This is a genomic window from Pseudomonas sp. GNP013 (genome assembly GCF_054343995.1).
In genome coordinates this window covers 4,807,470-4,824,634 of the sequence record NZ_JBTGUT010000001.1, presented here as the reverse complement: position 1 = coordinate 4,824,634, position 17,165 = coordinate 4,807,470, and the positions used below count along the sequence as shown (strand labels likewise).

Sequence of the window (17,165 nt, the reverse complement as noted above, 5' to 3'; positions counted from 1 at the left end):
GTGGGAGGGGGCTTGCTCCCGATTGCGGTGGCTCAGTTGGCTTGTTTGTAACTGACGCCCCGCTATCGGGAGCAAGCCCCCTCTCAGATTTGAAGGGTGGTGGCTCAAAGTCCGCGGCTTAGAATCTTTTCGTCTGAACTCAGAACATTCACGAAATTGACACAAAGTTCAACGCGCGACTAGGATTGCGCCCAACGCCTGTGGCTAACCGCCATGACTCATCCAATAAAAAAAGGCCCGCGGCAGTTCAGTCGTCCGCGGGCCTTCTTTTTTTTGGAACAAAGTCGACACCAGAAAAAGCGATACGGGGCCTGGTGTCACAGCGCGTACTCAAACGGTAATAAGGAATATAAAAAATGTTGAAGCAACGGATGAGTCTGATCGCTCTGGGGATTTTGAGCGCATCGGCAGCCATGGCAAACGACCAGGAGCAATCCAAGGGTTTTGTCGAAGACAGCCACCTGAACATCGCCGCACGTAACGCCTACATCAGCCGTGACTATAAAAACGGCAAGCAGGACAAAGCCGAATGGGGCCAGGGCTTTATCGGCAAGCTGGAATCGGGTTTCACCCAAGGCACCGTGGGTGTGGGTGTGGACGTGATCGGCCAGTACGCCATTCGTCTGGATGGCGGTAAAGGTCGCGCCGGCGCCGGCGGTATCGACTTCTTCAAACAGGGTAACGGCACCACCGATAACCCGGGCTCCGCACCCCACGACCTGGCCAAGGGCGGCGCGGCGGTGAAGTTCCGTGTGTCCAACACCGTGCTCAAGTACGGGGACCAGTTCCCGGCCGTGCCGGTATTGCAGTACGACAATTCGCGCCTGTTGTCGGAAACCTACACCGGTACTTCCATCGTTTCCAAAGAGATCGCGGGCCTGCAACTGGACGCCGGTCACTTCACCAAGGAAGCGCGCAAGAGTGCCGAAGGCACCGACAGCGGCCGCCTCAAGAACATCGACTATATCGGTGGCAGCTACAAATTCACCGAAAGCCTGTCGGCCGCGCTGTATGCGTCCCACATGCAGGACGTGCTGAAGAAGCAATACGTCAACGTCAACTACGTGCTGGCCCTGCCAGAGAAGCAGTCGCTGACCTTTGACTTCAACGGCTACAAAACCAAGCTGGACCGCAGCTTCGCCCTGGAAAACCAGAAAGACGCTGACGCCCGCGACAACAAGATCTGGAGCCTGGGCGCGACCTGGGCCGTTGGCGCGCACAGCTTCACCGTCGCTCACCAGCGCAGCACCGGCGACACAGGCTACCTGTACGGCGGTTATCGCAACGCAGGCGGCATCGGCGATGGCGGCAACACCATCCTGCTCGCCAACTCCTACTGGTCCGACTTCAACGGCAAGGACGAGCGCTCGTGGCAAGTCGGCTACGGTATCGACTTCACCACCTTTGGTGTACCTGGCCTGACCTACAACGTTGCCTACGTGCGCGGTACCAACATCGACGACGGCACTGGCCGTGGCGATGGCACCGAGCGCGAGATCTGGAACCAGTTCAAGTACGTGGTCCAGAGCGGCCCGGCCAAAGACCTCAGCCTGCGTGCGCGTGCGTCCTGGTTGCGGGTGTCGAACAACGCCGATCAGTACAACGTGGGCGGTAATGAAATCCGGTTGTTTGCTGATTACCCGATCAATGTTTTCTGATTGATTGGGCGTAGTGCTTGATTCAAGGCGATAAAAACCCCCGACTGGTTCGGGGTTTTTTATGGCTGTTGTCTGCACGCTGGGGCGGTTTGCTGATTACCCGGTGTGAAAGCGTAATTTCTGGCTCGTGCCCCGACGTGGGGTTATGCGGACATCTTCGAAACATGCTTAAGCGCGAAGAAGATGACTATCGCTGGGCTCACTATGGTCATGACCGTCCATATTCCCATCGCAATCATCACTGTCTGATTGAGTAGAAAAAAACCTGTGTAGGTATAGACGGCCCACTTTTTCATTTTCCATAGGCCAATAAAACACGCAAGTCCAACGACAGAGCAGAAGCCCAGGTAGGGTGCAAACCATGGGCCGATCTGTTGGGTAACGTTCGAAAAAATAAGAGCGATTGAGATAAGTACGCTCAGCATTCCCAGTACGCAGATAATCGTAATGGATATTGGACGCTTTGCGTTTTCGGGGGGTTGGTTCATGGTTTGGTTTGCCTGAGTTAATGGTGTGCCGATTGTGTTAAGGGGGCGCGGTGTTTAATGAGTATTCTGTTGAGTCTAAGAGGCGTGAGTTTAGTTCAACGTGGCGTCTTTGTGCTGATGTTGGAGTCTCGGTGATCATTTAATTTATTAGGCGTAATCGTTCTGAAATGACCGGGTTTAAAAAATGGATGCTAAAAAGTGATGCCATTATCCTTGCCCAACTCGCGAGCCACACCCATGGGTCGACCCCGGTACCAGGAAACGCGGCGGCATTCTCTACCAATGCCGGTAAGGTCGCCTCAGTGGTTGTAAGGCTCAAACCTATTACAATGTGAGGTCTCGTCTTGCCGATTGGGAGTCTTTGGCAACACCCTGCTATTGCTGGGTTTGCCTTCACTCCCCTGAGTCGCCCCCATAAAATTTTTTGGCTAAAAGTATTAATAATGAAAAAGCAAGTACGAAACCACCTATCCAGAATGGAGACAGAAACAAAAGCCTTAAACGCGGTGGGAAATTTTTAACTTCAATAATATTAACCAGCCCTCTACGTTCACACAGGGAAGGAATCCATAGCATTATGGTTATACAATTGAATCTGAAAAACTTACCAACCCATCCTAAATTCGAATACATAGATTTATTTGTAATTACCCATGCGCAGTTTTCTAAAAGACCTTCTGCTGCGTCAAGTTTTTTATAACATGCATATACAATTAAAATTACACCAATAAGGGCCATTAGTAAAATTATGCCGGAGCAGATTCCTATCACTAGCTCGAAGGTACTCACTCGAACCCCTTATATAGTATATTTCCAACACCCTCGCCGATACCTTCACCAGCAGCACCGCCAGCTACCCCTCCTAATGCGCCACCAACTAAACCACATGCAAAAGCGCCAGGGCCAGTTGCAAGCCCTAAAACAACGAGGCAGGCACTACCAGCCAGCGCCGCACCAAATGCTCCTCCGATAGTACCAACTAAGATACTTCCTCCAGCCTTACTGGTTTCTACATACTTGGCTTTTGTACATTCTAATTCCCGTCCACTGGAACACGCCTTATGAATAGATAGCCCTGCAGCACCAATATCTAAACCTACGCCTAGGTATGTTCCTTTTTTTATGAGTTCAGAGGCTTTTGCAACACCGCTGATCGTGTTTGCGTATCCACGAATCACCCCCTTATCCAGAAAGCTTTTGGTTGAAATGCCTAGCGTTTTCTTGATGGGGCCTTGATTGCGCAAGCCAGATCCATAAGCTGCAAAAGTTTTAAGTTGCCCATCGAGCTTTTCAAATAAAACCTTTCTTTTTCCATAAAATACATCTCGGCTTGACGGTGTGCCACTTGCTAAATGGGTTTTATGAATTGAATCGATTTCCTCAAGCGTTCCCTTAATGCCGGCAAGATGCTTACTCCAAGCATCCCCGACAGTACCAATGCCGAGCGATGCATATCCCAGTGTATGTGTTAACAACTGATGGTTTTCAACTAAAAAACCATCGCTTTGGGCCCCATTTTCCATTAGGGCTATATGGGTATTAGAAGCAATTTTCATATAAAAGGCTTCGTCAGCTGTACATGATGGCGTCGAGTTATCCCCAACAATAATTATTTCACCTGGCAGCACGACTCTGTTAATGATATGGGCATTCAATACATCAAATTTTGCCCTGGAGTTCTTGCCCAGTTGTAGTTTGGACTTGAGGTACGAGTAGGTTTGCATCTGTGGGTTTATAAAAGTGGGTACCTGTGACATGGGTTATGCCCTCAGGAGTATTGCTTGTTGTTAATTCGATCCCACCCACCCGTCACATTACCGCCGCCGCTGCCGTCACCCCGCTTTTGCTGGGTGTACGTGGTTTTTATCCGCCCGTAATTGAGGCTGATGGTTTCAGTGGGGACGCCATCTGCCGCTGAGTGTGAATAGTCGGAAATGATGACTTCTTCCAGGGTGATCTCAAAATATTTGAGCTTTTCACCCCCTGCGCGATGCAGTGTCAAAACTACTTCTTTTAGGTGTTGACCTGCACAGCTGGCCTCTATGAGCTTGCAGCTGGCTTTGTCCAGTGCTTTGGTGAACGAAAAATCGCTGACTGTTGTTCGCCCGGATGAGGCTCCGCCTGAGGAGCTGGCTGTAGCGGATGTACTTTGGTGAGTGCCGAAGTGGTAACCCGTGATTTCTATCCAATCCTTGTGTTGGTCATCTAGGGCTTCGCCTGGGATACCTTCGATTTTGATGTACGCGTCAAATGCCATGATCATTCGTCCTTGCTCAATGGTTATTTTGCAAAATAAATCATTTTATCTTCTGGTGCTACCCATGGCCCTCAGCAGAGGACACATGCACCTTTTTGCAAATCTAATCTCAAAAGAAAAAACAGCTGAAGAAGCACTTATCCCCCTCCCGCCGACGGGGTTTTCGTCCTTTTTTTGTGCAAACCTGGATGTAGTGCAAACGAACCGGCAGCCCAGGCGGGCCGGGGCGCTCTGCGGGCGATCGGTAGTTTCACAGATTGCAAAGTTTTGAAGAGAAATGCAGTGCGGTTGCACAGCGGTGCAGCAGACGACTACGAAAGGATCAGGGCTGGAGGCCCCGGTTTCATTGGGTCGAAAATTTTAAAACATTCGAACCAGGCGGTTTTCAGAATCGCAATCGGTCGAAAGTGCACGTCATTGCAGGTACAGGCGTGTCTCAGGATATGCAGGGAGTTGCCCGCCGGCTGGGCCTGGCAGGCTTATTACATGTGGGAGAGGGGTTTCAAACTTTTACAGCGGCGTCGCGTACATGAGGAAGGGCGCCGAGGCGTTCCAGGCGGGCGAATTCCGCTTCTACCAACGGGACCAGCAACTGGTTCAATGAGCCATAAAGTGTGCCGGCCTGATTTTGAGTCAATCGTTTTACAGTGCCGGTCACACCGCTGGCGCAGCACACGCAATCGGGATCAATCCCGAGGATGTCCAGCGCACCATCTATATAGCCTCGCAGGTAGTCAGCACGGTTGAACAGAATCAGGCTGGCCGGTCCTTCCTGGTAGTCCCAATGGACTTCCCACAGGGCGCCTTTCTTGACGACTTCAATTTTTGGAATGGGAGCGACGGAGCTGTGCTTTGTCATGGTGTTCTCCGGATTAAAGTCACGAGGCGAGAGCAATCTGGCGGGGCGTGTCTGAACGGCTGCTGAAAACTTTTTCCAGGTACACCCCCTCCTGACACGTAAGTGGCGTCAGCGGGTGGATAAACGCCTGAAAAGCCCCGGATTCATTGGGGGGCGTCACTTACAGTCACATCTTCAAAAAGTGTAAGTCAGGAAAGAGTCTTAAAAAACCTTTTAAAACAGTAGGTTGCTGAACCTCTCACTTACAGTGACGAACTGTTCGGCGCCGACACTGATCTGACAGTCTACTTACGCTTTAGAAATGGTTCTAAGCTGTTGAAATATAAGGGGTAGAGATAGATAAAAAATCTCACTTACGCTTCTTACGCACTTTTGATGGGTGCACCGGAAAAAATATTCCCGTGTATAGGATACGTGAGACCCATGCGTTGCTTATCCCCGTGACGCCCAGAATTAGAGGGTGTCACTGCCTTCCACCCTCCGACCAGGATGGTCACCGGGTGTAACGGGGGCCTATCTCGGGTCATCAGGTTTTCAGATTTCCAAGGCTCCGCGCTCCGCCTCAGAAAGTAACTCGCGCTTCCGCAGCTCCAACGAAACCATTAGCAGCGCATTCATCCCTCCGCATAGGAAGGAAAGGCTCTCGTTGAGCGTGGCTGTCCCAGATAAGGACATCAGTGCTTTGCGACACTTATCTTGCTTAACTTGGTCTGGCTCCAATTCATGAGCCATCAGATTTCTTAGCTTATTGAGCTGGTCTGTCATGTCCCAGAGACTATTGCTCGCTGCCCCTTTAATAACCATGAGCGATCGAGCTATGCCGACTACTTGCTGAAAGGTGAGCCGTATTCCTCGCAGATGCTCTGGGTTCTGAACTGAGCGGTAGTTGAAGTCACGGATGACGCCCTCTATCAGGAGGTGAGCTTTCAGTACGGCGGACTGTTCATCCAGCTTATGCGAGAAATGCTTATCGAAAAGGTCCCCATGCGTTTGCATCAGGCGCGCTATTTCAGGGGGTTCGGTGGGAGTCGTTGACATAGAAGCAGCCCTCAAGTTGGAGCTAAGCGCCCACGGAGGTCGCCTAGATAAGCGGCTTGTTACGTGTCTTGTTACGTTTCGCACAAAAAAAAGGCCTGCATCGCTGCAAGCCTTTGATTTTAAATGGTGCGGCACCAGGAGTCGAACAGATGCGTAACCACCTGTATTATTTGGATATTTGCTTTTGGTTACTAGATCGTATCTCTAAATATACCCTTTTGGGTATCGGTCGCTTAAATATGTTTGTGTCCTATGGGTTACACAAAAGATACAGCTCAATCATTTGTGCTTAAATATTTTTATTGCTTTTGATTCAGATTGCAAAATGAGCGATCCAAATTTATAGCGATGGTCTGGAGCAGGTCTGAAAGCCCCTAGCCAGGGCTTTCAGATGATTTTTCTAGTAAAGAAAAATTCTGATGTACATGCTCCTGAACTTTTAACTGTTCAGTGTTGTTTAGTTGATGGAATCTTTGCCTTTAGCCATTAATAGTAATCCCAGCAGCGATGATTGCTTTTCCTTATGAAGGCCGATGGATTCGTTTAGCAATATAGTCGTATCATCCCGAGTTAGTTTCAGTGTACCTGTTGCCAGCGCTGCGGCGAATTCCAAGGATGCGTCGCCATACTGTTTGTCCCATCGCGAGAATACTTTGAGTAGCATCTCCTTCATCAGTTTGCTCAACTCGGGGCTGGCTGAGTAGTCTAGTTCTGATGGTAGACAGGATCGGAGGAAGCATGCCTGAAGAATATTGTCGTTAAATCGCTGAAAGCACTCTGGAGAAAGTACGGCTGATTCATAACCAGTCGGTCTCAACATTAGTCCGTGCTCGTTATGTTCTCGTGCGCATTGCAGGACAGCAGCAATAGTTAAATACACTGCGCTTTGTGAAACTTCAGCATACCTTTCAGAGATCTCACTGTCGGCTTCGAAGAAGAGGAAGCCATGAGACAATGATAGATCCTTACCATCTTTCGTGGGCAAGAGGCTGTGCCTATATTTTTCAATAAGCTCCGCTGCAAGTTCTAGAGCACCGTTACGTACCTCTTGCGGTACGTCAGCCTCGAATCCTTCGATGACCATTTCGGCTTTCGTTCCAACATTTGTTAGCCGAGTCCAAGCATTTTCCTTGCTATCACTGCCTATGGGTAGGCACAGCCAGTTAGAAAAACCATATTCTCTTGGTGAAGGGTTTTTCGTTAAAAAACTTTTAAGTTGCCCCCAAGCTTTGCGGCTTTCAGGGATACCTATCGGAGCGAGGAAACGTCTTGGAGTTTTCGCATCTATATAAGCTCTAAGGTCGCGACTAATTTCGCGTAGTATTCCCCCGTCCCGGGCGACCACTGTAACAACCAAAACACCGGTGATGCTTTCAAACTTTTGGATGTCTAGCCCTGAGCAGGGTTCAATTCTTATCGGTTTATCCACTAACCGTTTTTGAAGCCTCTCATGAACCATCTTTGCCAGCTTAACAGAGCCAGGGTCATCAGAGTGTATGATCAGGTTAGTGGCCATTGATACCGACCAATCGATTTCAGCGTCTAGCCAATCGCAGAATTCTTTATCAGCTAGCATTTGCTCGGGGTCTAAAAATAGCAGCTTATTAGAGCCCTTGTCATCATAGAAGCCGAGGATGCGCCCTAGGCCAAAGTGACTATGAACTTGAGGCAAGTTTTCTGGGCAGTGTTTCAATGCAATCACAACCGACTTAGGCGGTTTGGATTTTGCGGAAAAGTTTTCTCCGATGATTTCGATTAGGGTATTTCCGTCATCTTCCTTTACTTCAATTTTTATTCCTATTTTGTCTAGTGGTAATAAAATGCTGCCGAGGCGACCTGCCTCAGTTCTGTCAATCAAAGTAGAGATGCATTCCTCGCGAAACCTTCGCGTGGTCATTTTTTTTGCCATTCCGCCAGAAGTTGAGGCTGACACTACACAGAAGTAATCCTCCATCGGTGGGTTCATTTTTTCGAGTTGAGCGTAAGAGTGAAAGTTAACTATTTCTGCCTTGCTACCTACGCGCATTAGGGCATTTTTTACAAACGTGTGGATGCCCATAGTGTCAATATAGACTTTTGATGCCTTCTTTAGTTTCTCCGAATACTCTAGGGCAAGTGCATAACCGACTAAGCATAGCTCCGCTTCATCACTAGCCAATTCGCGTGCTTGGATGAAGATACTGTTCAAGGTTCCAGATGGGTGCTTGAATGAGTGGCCTGAGGGTGCTGTGCTGATGACGTTATTTTTTAGAACTAATGCTTTTAAGCCATCTCGGAGCAGTTTCTTTGCCGAGAATTTATATTCTAATTTGCCTCCGTCAAGAGTGTGGCTAATAAAGTCATTGTCGCGCCATTCAAGAAATACATACTGATCTATACGTACGCATTCATTCTTTACACCTCTTTTCAGTAAATCCAGCAATCTATGCTGATGGGGCTCCCAAGCTTCCTTGAATACTGATAGCTGTGAACTACTCCCAACTATGTACACGCAATCTGGTAGATGTCGCGAGTATTTTAATGCTTTTTCTATGTCAGAATAAACTTGAGTTGGCGAAAGCTCGCAGTCGTTATAGCAAACGACCAAAGCTTCTTCGCTACCACCGCCAGAGCCGCTGGATATTGAATTCCATTGAAAATAACGCTCCATTCACACGGCCCTCAACGGTATTAAAATTGCTACAACAGAACCTACAACTGGCGCTAGCGGTTCGCTGCTCCAATCTTTGAAGTCTAATAAATTGCGCGAGGTGTCATTTTTCTTGAATTGGTTATAAATTGACATTCGGCCTGTTCTGATTCTTATTAGGCCTCCGATCTTTTGGAGTTCCCTGAGTACCATTTGAAGTCCCTGGCCGGCGGCGTCTTCAAATTTTGTAGTGGTACGGGCACTCAAACACTGGGTAAGATATTCTCTTTCTTCTTCCAGGTTCATCTGCTTGATACTCTTCCCACTTATTCGAGAAGCAAAGCCCGGCCCAGAATCGAAGAAACTTATTTGGAATGCGCGGAGGCTTGTCTTATTATTTTCCGTGGTAGATAGTTCCCGATCCCAATATTCTCTTAGCTCTTGATTTCCTTCAAAGTCAGAAGAAAAAATATCTTCGTCAAGACGGGTCCAACCTAGCATCAGACCCTCTACATGAGCATGATACTTATTTCCTAGATGGTCTGATGTGGCGTGATCCTGAGTGTTTCCTACAAGCTCGCTACAAAATAATCCTAAACTTTCTATTAAGGTTTCCGGCATTCCCTGCGAACTCTGCTTATTGACAAAGTCGATAAGCTCTCTAATTGACTTTGTCATATCAGGCGGAGTTTTTACCACTCCGTCAGCACTGAACAGTGGCCGCAAATATTGAATTTTAGAACCAGCGACGCAAATTAAATCTATAATTCTGCCGCGAATGACTTTTTCGTATTCTGCAGCGTCAGCTGCTTGCATCCTCTCAACTGCGGCCTTAAGTACGTCTCTTCTACTGAAAGTTTTATCGCCAATGCGAATTCCTTTTGAAAGGCGCACGGCGGCTACACCTGGAGAATAATTGGCAATGTTGTCTATTAAAGACTCAGGATTAACGCTTTTGCTAAAGTCTAAGAAATCTCCATTTAATTCTTGGCGAGCCAGCGTGATTATAAGTTGAAGACGAGAGGCGTCATGCAAAGCGCCACGTCGAGCGCTGAGAAAGTCCGCAGGAATGACAAACTTCTCATCTTTATTCGAAAGAATCTCCCAATATGCCGCTTCAATATCTTGAAGTGTCTGGCACTTGTCCATGCTAACAATGCTCAATTAAGGCTCCTTTATGGCCAAGGATCTTAGTCTTCTTTATGCTTCAAAAGAAGGGCTTCAATTTTTGGCTCGGGCTTCCAGTAGTTTGGACCTTTTAAGAATTTACCGTTTTCATCGTAAATTGGCTTGCCATCGGCGCCTAATTTGCTTTCATTGCTGTCCATTATGATTTTAAGTACATCTTCAAGTGGTAGTCCATACTTCAAGGCTTCAGATCTGCAGTATACGATTATGTCACCAAGTAGGTCAGCTATGGCGACTTTAGTATCAATATCTGGTTGCCCGTTTTTTATTCCTTCAATGATTTCGTCAATTTCGCTTACCTCGTCAATTAAGGTTGTTTTAAATTTTTTAAGTTTGTCGGCGGGGTCCGGCAGGAGAGTCGGAGTGGTATTGATTGGGAGTTTATACATCTCATTCATTTCCTGAATGCGCTTATCGAATGGCTTGCTCACAGAGACTCCTTAGTTATGGGGCGTAATTGAATTTTGTCTGAGTTTAATTGGTGGTTTCGGGGGCTCAGGTTTGCCAGTTCCGCATAACAACATGCTTTTGGAGTATGGCCAAGATCTTATTGAGAGGTTTCTTCTACTTCCAATGCTAGACCTGTTGCACTGCATCGAAGATGAGTGCGGTTCTGATATACTTTCAGTATTGTAGGCGTTAGAACACACTACTTGGTTAAGCGTAGGGGGTTCTGAGTTTAGATTTGTACTTGCGCAAGGCTGAGTGAGGCCATTGGAAGCGCTCAGCATTGGCTTTCCGGGTTGTACACCCTCAGAACACGTGATCAGTAATACCTTCTCCACGATTAGATCCCTGTATTTAGAGGGGTACACGCTTTCACCAGCATACCTCATGCCACAGTAGAATGTACTCGCTCCTCAGTGAATCACACCTCGTCAGTATGAGAGACGTATCCTCTCGATATCACCCTTTAGCCCTTCCCTCAGTAGTACCTTATGAGTTTCCCCACGTCATCCCGCCAAGGATGTTGAGTGTTATCAGGGATCAAGGCCCCTGCGACCTATGGGGAATGTCCTCTTCGCGGGACTGGCGGCTCCTTACGTCCGGGAGCAAGGGCATCTCATGATCTGGCCTCCTGAACACCGTTACCGGTGGGCGGGTGGAGGCAGCACTGGCTGACGAGACCAGCGCTTGAAGATCCTGAGCCTGGTGCAAGCAGCAATGCGATGACCGGGGCATGCCTGACTGTCAGTCAGGTGCAGTCCATTCCCTGGTCTGCGGCACCATCATCTACAGCGCTGTTGCTGGTGACATCGGCGTTTGTCACGCCGATTGTCACGAGGGGGCATGCCGCAAAGCCATGTGCGACCAGGGCTGCAGCAGTGTCAGAAGTGCCCGTCTCTTTCCAGAAGAAAGAGACGGGCGCAGGTTGGCGCAAGGAAAATGGCCAAGCGGATAGGTTGCTGCAGGCAGCTACGAAGGGGTGTGAGTTGCCGCAGTGGGCACACTGGTAGAAGTAGGCATCCATCACATCGCTGTGACCGTGCGAGCCGCCGGACGCTAATCGCACTTTGGGAGAACCACCACGGTGTGGCGTAGCCTTAAAGGCTACCTGGGTTGCTGTCAACGACAGCGCTTTGCCCGATCTTTTCTACGCCTGTGGATAATTTGGGTCAAGGCTCGAATTTTCGGGGATTCTGCGGCTGTGGATGAAATTATCCACCGGTGGAAATCAGTGGTTTTCCACAGACAATTTGCGTGGGCTTTAGATTTTTTAAATGAGGTCCATCCAAGCAGGGCGGCTTTGCAGCCCCGCTTGGATGGACCCGCGTGGAAGGGCGGACTGCGGCGATCTCATTGGCTTACCCGCGTTTGGATGCGCCACGGCTATTTTGTAGGGCGGTGATGTTGTTGCCGACTGGGTGAGCGAATTCGTGAGGCGTTACATGGCCGCTGCGATTGGCATCAATGTAGTTGCTCCACCACGCCATGATCAGCCGGCGCTGCTCCAGAAATTCAGCTTTGTGGATATACGCGGCGCGCACGCGGTTGCGTTCCTTGTGGCTCATTTGTCTTTCGATGGCTGCGTCGGATCCATAATCCGGACTCCAGCAGAGCACTACAGGCCATGGTCCTGAAGCCGTGGCCGCACACGTCCTTGCTGGTGTCATAGCCGACGTTGCGGAGCATGGTGTTCACCGTGTTCTCGGACATGGGCTTCCAGTACTTGTGGTCGCCCGGTAGCACCAACTCTGAAAAGCGACTGAGGCTGCGCAGGCGCTCCAGTATTTCGATGACCTGCGGCGATAGCGGAACCATTTGAATATCGCCGTTCATCTTGGTCCCGCGTGTGGAGTTGCGTACCCCTTCAATCGGTGCGCGGGTATCGGGGATTTCCCACATGGCGCGTTGGAGGTCGAACTCACTCCATCGAGCGAAGCGCAACTCGCTGGAGCGGACGAACACATGGAGAGTCAGCAGCACGGCAAGGCGCGTCAGCTCGCGGCCGTTGTAGTTGTCGATACGGTGTAGCAGTTCGGGTAGGCGGTTGAGGGAGAGGGCCGGGCGATGGACTGTGCGCAGCGCGTGAATCGAGCCTGCCAGATCCAGTGCAGGATTCATGGTGATCTGCCGAGCCCTTTTGGCCCCGCGCATGATGGTGGATAAGTAGTTCTGTACCCGTAACGCCACATCCATGGTGCCGCGTTCCTTGATGCGTTGGGTGATCTCTAACAGATCATGGGTATCGAGTTCAGCGATGGGGCGTTGGCCGATCAGCGGGAAGACGTGAGTACGCAGTCGGCTCGTCACGGTTTTTGCGTGTCCTTCGGTCCAGCGACGGGACATATCGGCGTGCCACTCCAGGGCAACGGTTTCGAAAAGCAGTGCCGCCCGCTGGGCTACGATCTTGGCCTTCTTCTTTTCTTCCATTGGGTCGAGGTTGTCGAGCAGCAACGCCTTGGCTTCGTCTCGCTTACGTCGTGCGACGGAAAGGGTAACGATGGGGTAATTGCCGATGATGAGCGTACCTTCCTTGCCGCTGGGCTTGGTGTACTTCAAGCGCCAGGTCTTCACGCCATTGGGTTTGACGAAAAGGTACATGCCGCCGCCGTCGAACAGTTTGTAGGCGCGTTCGCGGGTTTTGGCCGTGCGCATTGCAGGTCGCTGAGGGGGATCGCTAGACGTGGCATAGGGGTACGCGCTCCTGACCGGGAAATCGCAGTACCCCTAACATACCCTCGGGGAAGGGGGATTTTGTTGGATCCCGACAGAGGGTCCTGGAACGAAAAAACCCGCCAAAGGGCGGGTTTTCGGGGCTTCCAGAGCATTCAGTGGAATGCAATGGATCCTAATGTGGTGCCGGCACCAGGAGTCGAACCCGGGACCTACTGATTACAAGTCAGTTGCTCTACCAACTGAGCTATACCGGCGTGTTAGGGCGACGATTATAGCGATTGGCGAGATCCTGTAAACCCCTGAAAACTGACTATTTTTGCGAAATCCTCAGTTTTCTCCAATTCCCTACGCACACCGCGTAAATCCAAAGCCATCAACGCTCGTGCAATGCCTCGGCCCGTGACTTGATGATCGGCTTGAGCAGGTAGCTCAGCACGCTTTTCTTGCCGGTAATGATGTCCACCGACGCCACCATGCCCGGGATGATCAGCAGCGGTTTCTCATCGGTGCCCAGGTGGCTGCGTTCGGTGCGCAGTTTGATGACGTAGAAGGTGTTTTTCTTCTCTTCATCCTGCACGGTGTCGGCGCCGATCTGTTCGAGTTTGCCTTTGAGGCCGCCGTAGATGGTGTAGTCGTAGGCGGTGAACTTGATCATGGCTTCCTGGCCCGGGTGCAGGAAGGCAATATCCTGCGGACGGATGCGTGCTTCCACCAGCAGGGTGTCGTCCAGAGGCACCACTTCGGCGATGTCGCTGCCGGGCTGGATCACGCCGCCCACGGTGTTCACCAGCATCTGCTTGACGATGCCGCGCACCGGCGAGGTGACCATGGTGCGGCTCACGCGGTCTTCCAGGCCTTTGGAGGTGGCCTGGGCCTTGCTCAGGTTGGTGCGTGCTTCGTTGAGCTGGGCCAGGGCTTCGCTGCGGAATTTGCCGCGGGTTTCGTTGATCTTTTGCTGCACTTCGTTGATGGCCGCCTGGGCACGCGGGATGGCCAGGGTGGTGCCGTCGAGCATGCCACGCGTTTCAACTTCCGAACGTTTTAAGCGCAGCACTTCCACTGGCGAAATAGCACCCTGCTGCACCAGCGGTTCGGACATGCCGATCTCCTGGCGCAGCAGGCTCAGGCTGTTGCGGTACTGCTCCTGCTTGGAGCTGAATTCACGCAGCTCCTGCTGACGCTGCAGCAATTGCTGTTGCAGCCCGCCAATCTCGTCGGCCAGTTGCTGGCGCCGGCTCAGGTACAGCGACTCTTCGTTCGAGGCCTGGTTGGGCACGGCCTTGCGGGCATCTTCGGTGATGTTCAGTGGGCGGTTTTCCACTTCCGCGCTCAGGCGCTCCACGCGCAGTTCCATGGCCACGCGGTCGGCTTCGGTTTCGCCGACGTTGGAGGCAAAGCGCGTGTCGTCCAGGCGCACCAGCGGCGCGCCGGGTTCGACGATCTGGCCTTCGTGCACGTAGATCTGCGCGACGATGCCGCCTTCAAGGTTCTGGATTTTCTGGATGCGCGATGACGGGATGGCCTTGCCTTCGCCCTTGGTCACTTCATCGATGATCGCGAAGTGCGCCCACAGCACGAGGAATACGAAGAAGCCGATCACGCCCCAGATGGTCAGGCGCACGATGCGCGGTGCGTCGTCGACCAGGGCTTTTTCCACTTCGGGCAAGGGCTGGTCGTCGAGGGAGTCGGTGCCTCTGAAATAACCGACGATGACGTCTTTGAGGCGACGTGGTCCGGATTTAAGCGACACTGATCTGCCCCTTTTTCAGCGCTTCCATAACGGCCGCTTTCGGGCCGTCCGCGAGGATCTGCCCGCGGTCGATCACCAGCAGGCGGTCGACCAGGCTCAGCAGCGAAGCACGGTGGGTGACGAGAATCACCGTCTTGTTTTCGATCACCGACTGCAGGCGCTGCTTGAGGCGCTCTTCGCCGGTGTTGTCCATGGCGCTGGTCGGCTCGTCCAGCAACAAAATCGGCGGGTTGAGCAGCAGCGCACGGGCCAGGGCAACGTTCTGGCGCTGGCCGCCGGACAGGTTTTGCCCGCGCTCGCCCACTTGCAGCTCGTAGCCTTGCGGATGCAGCCGGGCAAACTCATGCACGCCGGCCAGCTCGGCTGCCTGCAAGACCATTTCATCGTCGACATAGCGCGCACCCGACACCAGGTTGTCGCGCAGCGTGCCGGCCAGCAATTGAATGTCCTGGGCCACGTAGCCGATGTTGTGGCGCAGTTCGCTGACGTCGATCTGGCGGATGTCCACGCCGTCCACCAGCAAGGAGCCGGCGTCCGGCTGATACAGGCCGACCAGCAGTTTGGCCAGCGAGCTTTTGCCCGAGCCGCTGCGGCCGATGATGCCGATCTTCTCGCCGGGGCGGATATTCAGGTTGATACCGCGCAGCGCCAGGGTCTGCTGGTTCGGGTAGGTAAAGTCGACTTCACGGAACGCCATCGCGCCTTGCAGCGCTTTACGGCTGAGCGGGCGCTCGTCGTAATTGCGCTCCTGCGGCAGCTCCATCATCTCGTCCACCGACACCATCGTCACCTTGGCCTGCTGGTAACGGGTCAACAGCCCGGACAGTTGGGCCAGCGGCCCCAGCGCGCGGCCGCTGAGCATGTAGCACGCCACCAGGCCGCCCATGCTGAGGTTGCCGTCGATGATCTGGTACACACCGAAAATGATCATCGCCACGCCCGCCACTTGCTGGATCAGCAAGGTGATGTTCATGGCCAGGCCCGACAGCACTTTCACTCGCAGTTCGAGCCGGCTGAGGGTGCCGATGGTCTGTTCCCACTGGTACTGGCGCTCGCTCTCGGCGTTGTTGACCTTCACCGCATCGAGCCCGGCGAGGGTTTCGATCAGGCTCGACTGGCGCTCGGCGCCCAGCGCCATGGTGCGTTGCAGGGTCGCCGTCAGCGGCTTCTGCAACATATGGCCGATACCCAGCGCCAACGGGAAGGCGATGATCGGGATCCACACCAGGTGGCCGCCGAGCAGGGCGATCACCAGCAGGATGATCAGGGTAAACGGCAGGTCGATCAGGCTGGTGAGGGTCAGGGACGTGAGGAAGTCGCGCATCCCCTGAAACTCATGGATATTTTGCGCGTAACTGCCCACCCGTGCCGGACGCACTTTCATCGCCATGCCCACGATGCGCTCGAACAGCGTCGCGGAAATGATCAGGTCGGTTTTCTTGCCCGCCAGGTCCAGGCACAAACTGCGCAGGCTCTTGAGCAGCAGGTCGAACAGGTAGGCGCCACAGATACCGATGGCCAGTACCCACAGGGTGGCGGTGGCCTGGTTCGGCACCACGCGGTCGTACACGTTCATCACGAACAGCGGCGCGGCCAGGGCGATCAGGTTGATCACCAGGCTCGCGGCGATGGCGTCGGCGTACAGCCAGCGTGAGCGTTTTAGAGTGTCACGAAACCACGAGCGCGCACGCGGGATCAGCGTGCCGTTGGTGACATCGAACTTGTGCTGCGGCTGAGCGAAGAACACCCGGCCGCTGTAGTCCTGGCTCAACAGCTCACGGCTGACATGAACCTCACCGCCGTCGCTTTCGCTCAGCAGCAGGCGCGCCGTGTCCCCGTCCCAGCCCAGCAGCACCGCACTGCGCCCCTCCTTGAGCAGCAGCATGGCCGGCAGGGCAATCGTCGGAATCTGTTCCAGCTTGCGTTGCAGCAACCGCCCCTGCAAACCTGCGCGGGCGGCTGCGCGTGGCAGCAGCTCGGCGCTCAGGCGTTGCGCGGCCAGGGGCAGGCCGGTGGTCAGCATGGCCCGGCTGGCGGGTTTGTAATGGAGGGAACAGAGGGTCAGCAGACCATCCAGTAGAGGATCGTCGTGCTGACTGCGCGGGTCATGGTTGAGCTGCGCCACATCGATATCAGAATTCAAGCTGACTCTCTCTTAATGCGTTGAGTGCTCCAACT

12 protein-coding genes, 1 tRNA gene and 1 pseudogene are annotated in these 17,165 nt (G+C 52.5%); 1 reads left to right on the top strand and 13 read right to left on the bottom strand.

What is annotated here, in order from left to right:
* The first annotated feature begins 356 nt into the window (after positions 1 to 356).
* Positions 357 to 1,658: an OprD family porin gene (locus ACXX81_RS21185; RefSeq protein ID WP_209987352.1), complete on the top strand. Its 1,302-nt coding sequence runs from the start codon at positions 357 to 359 to the stop codon at positions 1,656 to 1,658.
* 143 nt (positions 1,659 to 1,801) lie between these two features.
* Here the strand turns inward: ACXX81_RS21185 and ACXX81_RS21180 are convergent, their stop codons facing one another.
* From ACXX81_RS21180 to ACXX81_RS21120, 13 genes and pseudogenes are all read right to left on the bottom strand, one after another.
* Entirely contained in the window at positions 1,802 to 2,146 is a 345-nt protein-coding gene (locus ACXX81_RS21180) for a hypothetical protein (RefSeq protein WP_209987355.1), read from the bottom strand.
* 393 nt (positions 2,147 to 2,539) lie between these two features.
* Positions 2,540 to 2,935 carry a hypothetical protein gene (locus tag ACXX81_RS21175; RefSeq protein WP_458572336.1) on the bottom strand — a complete coding sequence of 132 codons (396 nt, stop codon included), beginning with the start codon at positions 2,933 to 2,935 and terminating at the stop codon, positions 2,540 to 2,542.
* Positions 2,932 to 3,903: a hypothetical protein gene (locus ACXX81_RS21170; protein ID WP_458572335.1), complete on the bottom strand. Its 972-nt coding sequence runs from the start codon at positions 3,901 to 3,903 to the stop codon at positions 2,932 to 2,934. The genes ACXX81_RS21175 and ACXX81_RS21170 overlap by 4 nt, the downstream gene beginning before the upstream one ends.
* 11 nt (positions 3,904 to 3,914) lie before the next feature.
* Positions 3,915 to 4,403: an Hcp family type VI secretion system effector gene (locus ACXX81_RS21165; protein ID WP_458572334.1), complete on the bottom strand. Its 489-nt coding sequence runs from the start codon at positions 4,401 to 4,403 to the stop codon at positions 3,915 to 3,917.
* Between the two features lie 502 nt (positions 4,404 to 4,905).
* Positions 4,906 to 5,262, bottom strand: a complete 357-nt coding sequence (locus ACXX81_RS21160) for a hypothetical protein (protein WP_458572333.1) — start codon at positions 5,260 to 5,262, stop codon at positions 4,906 to 4,908.
* A 534-nt stretch (positions 5,263 to 5,796) separates the two neighbouring features.
* The gene (locus ACXX81_RS21155) at positions 5,797 to 6,300 is read right to left on the bottom strand and encodes a hypothetical protein (protein ID WP_458572332.1); all 504 of its coding nucleotides are present in this window, start codon (positions 6,298 to 6,300) and stop codon (positions 5,797 to 5,799) included.
* Between the two features lie 457 nt (positions 6,301 to 6,757).
* Entirely contained in the window at positions 6,758 to 8,950 is a 2,193-nt protein-coding gene (locus ACXX81_RS21150; protein ID WP_458572331.1) for a hypothetical protein, read from the bottom strand.
* The gene (locus ACXX81_RS21145) at positions 8,951 to 10,093 is read right to left on the bottom strand and encodes a hypothetical protein (protein ID WP_458572330.1); all 1,143 of its coding nucleotides are present in this window, start codon (positions 10,091 to 10,093) and stop codon (positions 8,951 to 8,953) included. It lies immediately after the preceding gene.
* Positions 10,094 to 10,119: 26 nt separating this feature from the next.
* The gene (locus ACXX81_RS21140; RefSeq protein WP_458572329.1) at positions 10,120 to 10,548 is read right to left on the bottom strand and encodes a pyrophosphatase; all 429 of its coding nucleotides are present in this window, start codon (positions 10,546 to 10,548) and stop codon (positions 10,120 to 10,122) included.
* 1,374 nt (positions 10,549 to 11,922) lie between these two features.
* Positions 11,923 to 13,251, bottom strand: a pseudogene (locus ACXX81_RS21135) (tyrosine-type recombinase/integrase).
* Positions 13,252 to 13,415: 164 nt separating this feature from the next.
* Positions 13,416 to 13,491 (bottom strand) — tRNA-Thr (locus tag ACXX81_RS21130).
* A gap of 119 nt (positions 13,492 to 13,610) precedes the next feature.
* The gene (locus ACXX81_RS21125) at positions 13,611 to 14,987 is read right to left on the bottom strand and encodes an HlyD family type I secretion periplasmic adaptor subunit (protein ID WP_231422687.1); all 1,377 of its coding nucleotides are present in this window, start codon (positions 14,985 to 14,987) and stop codon (positions 13,611 to 13,613) included.
* The gene (locus tag ACXX81_RS21120; protein WP_209987390.1) at positions 14,977 to 17,130 is read right to left on the bottom strand and encodes a type I secretion system permease/ATPase; all 2,154 of its coding nucleotides are present in this window, start codon (positions 17,128 to 17,130) and stop codon (positions 14,977 to 14,979) included. The genes ACXX81_RS21125 and ACXX81_RS21120 overlap by 11 nt, the downstream gene beginning before the upstream one ends.
* Positions 17,131 to 17,165: the final 35 nt, after the last annotated feature.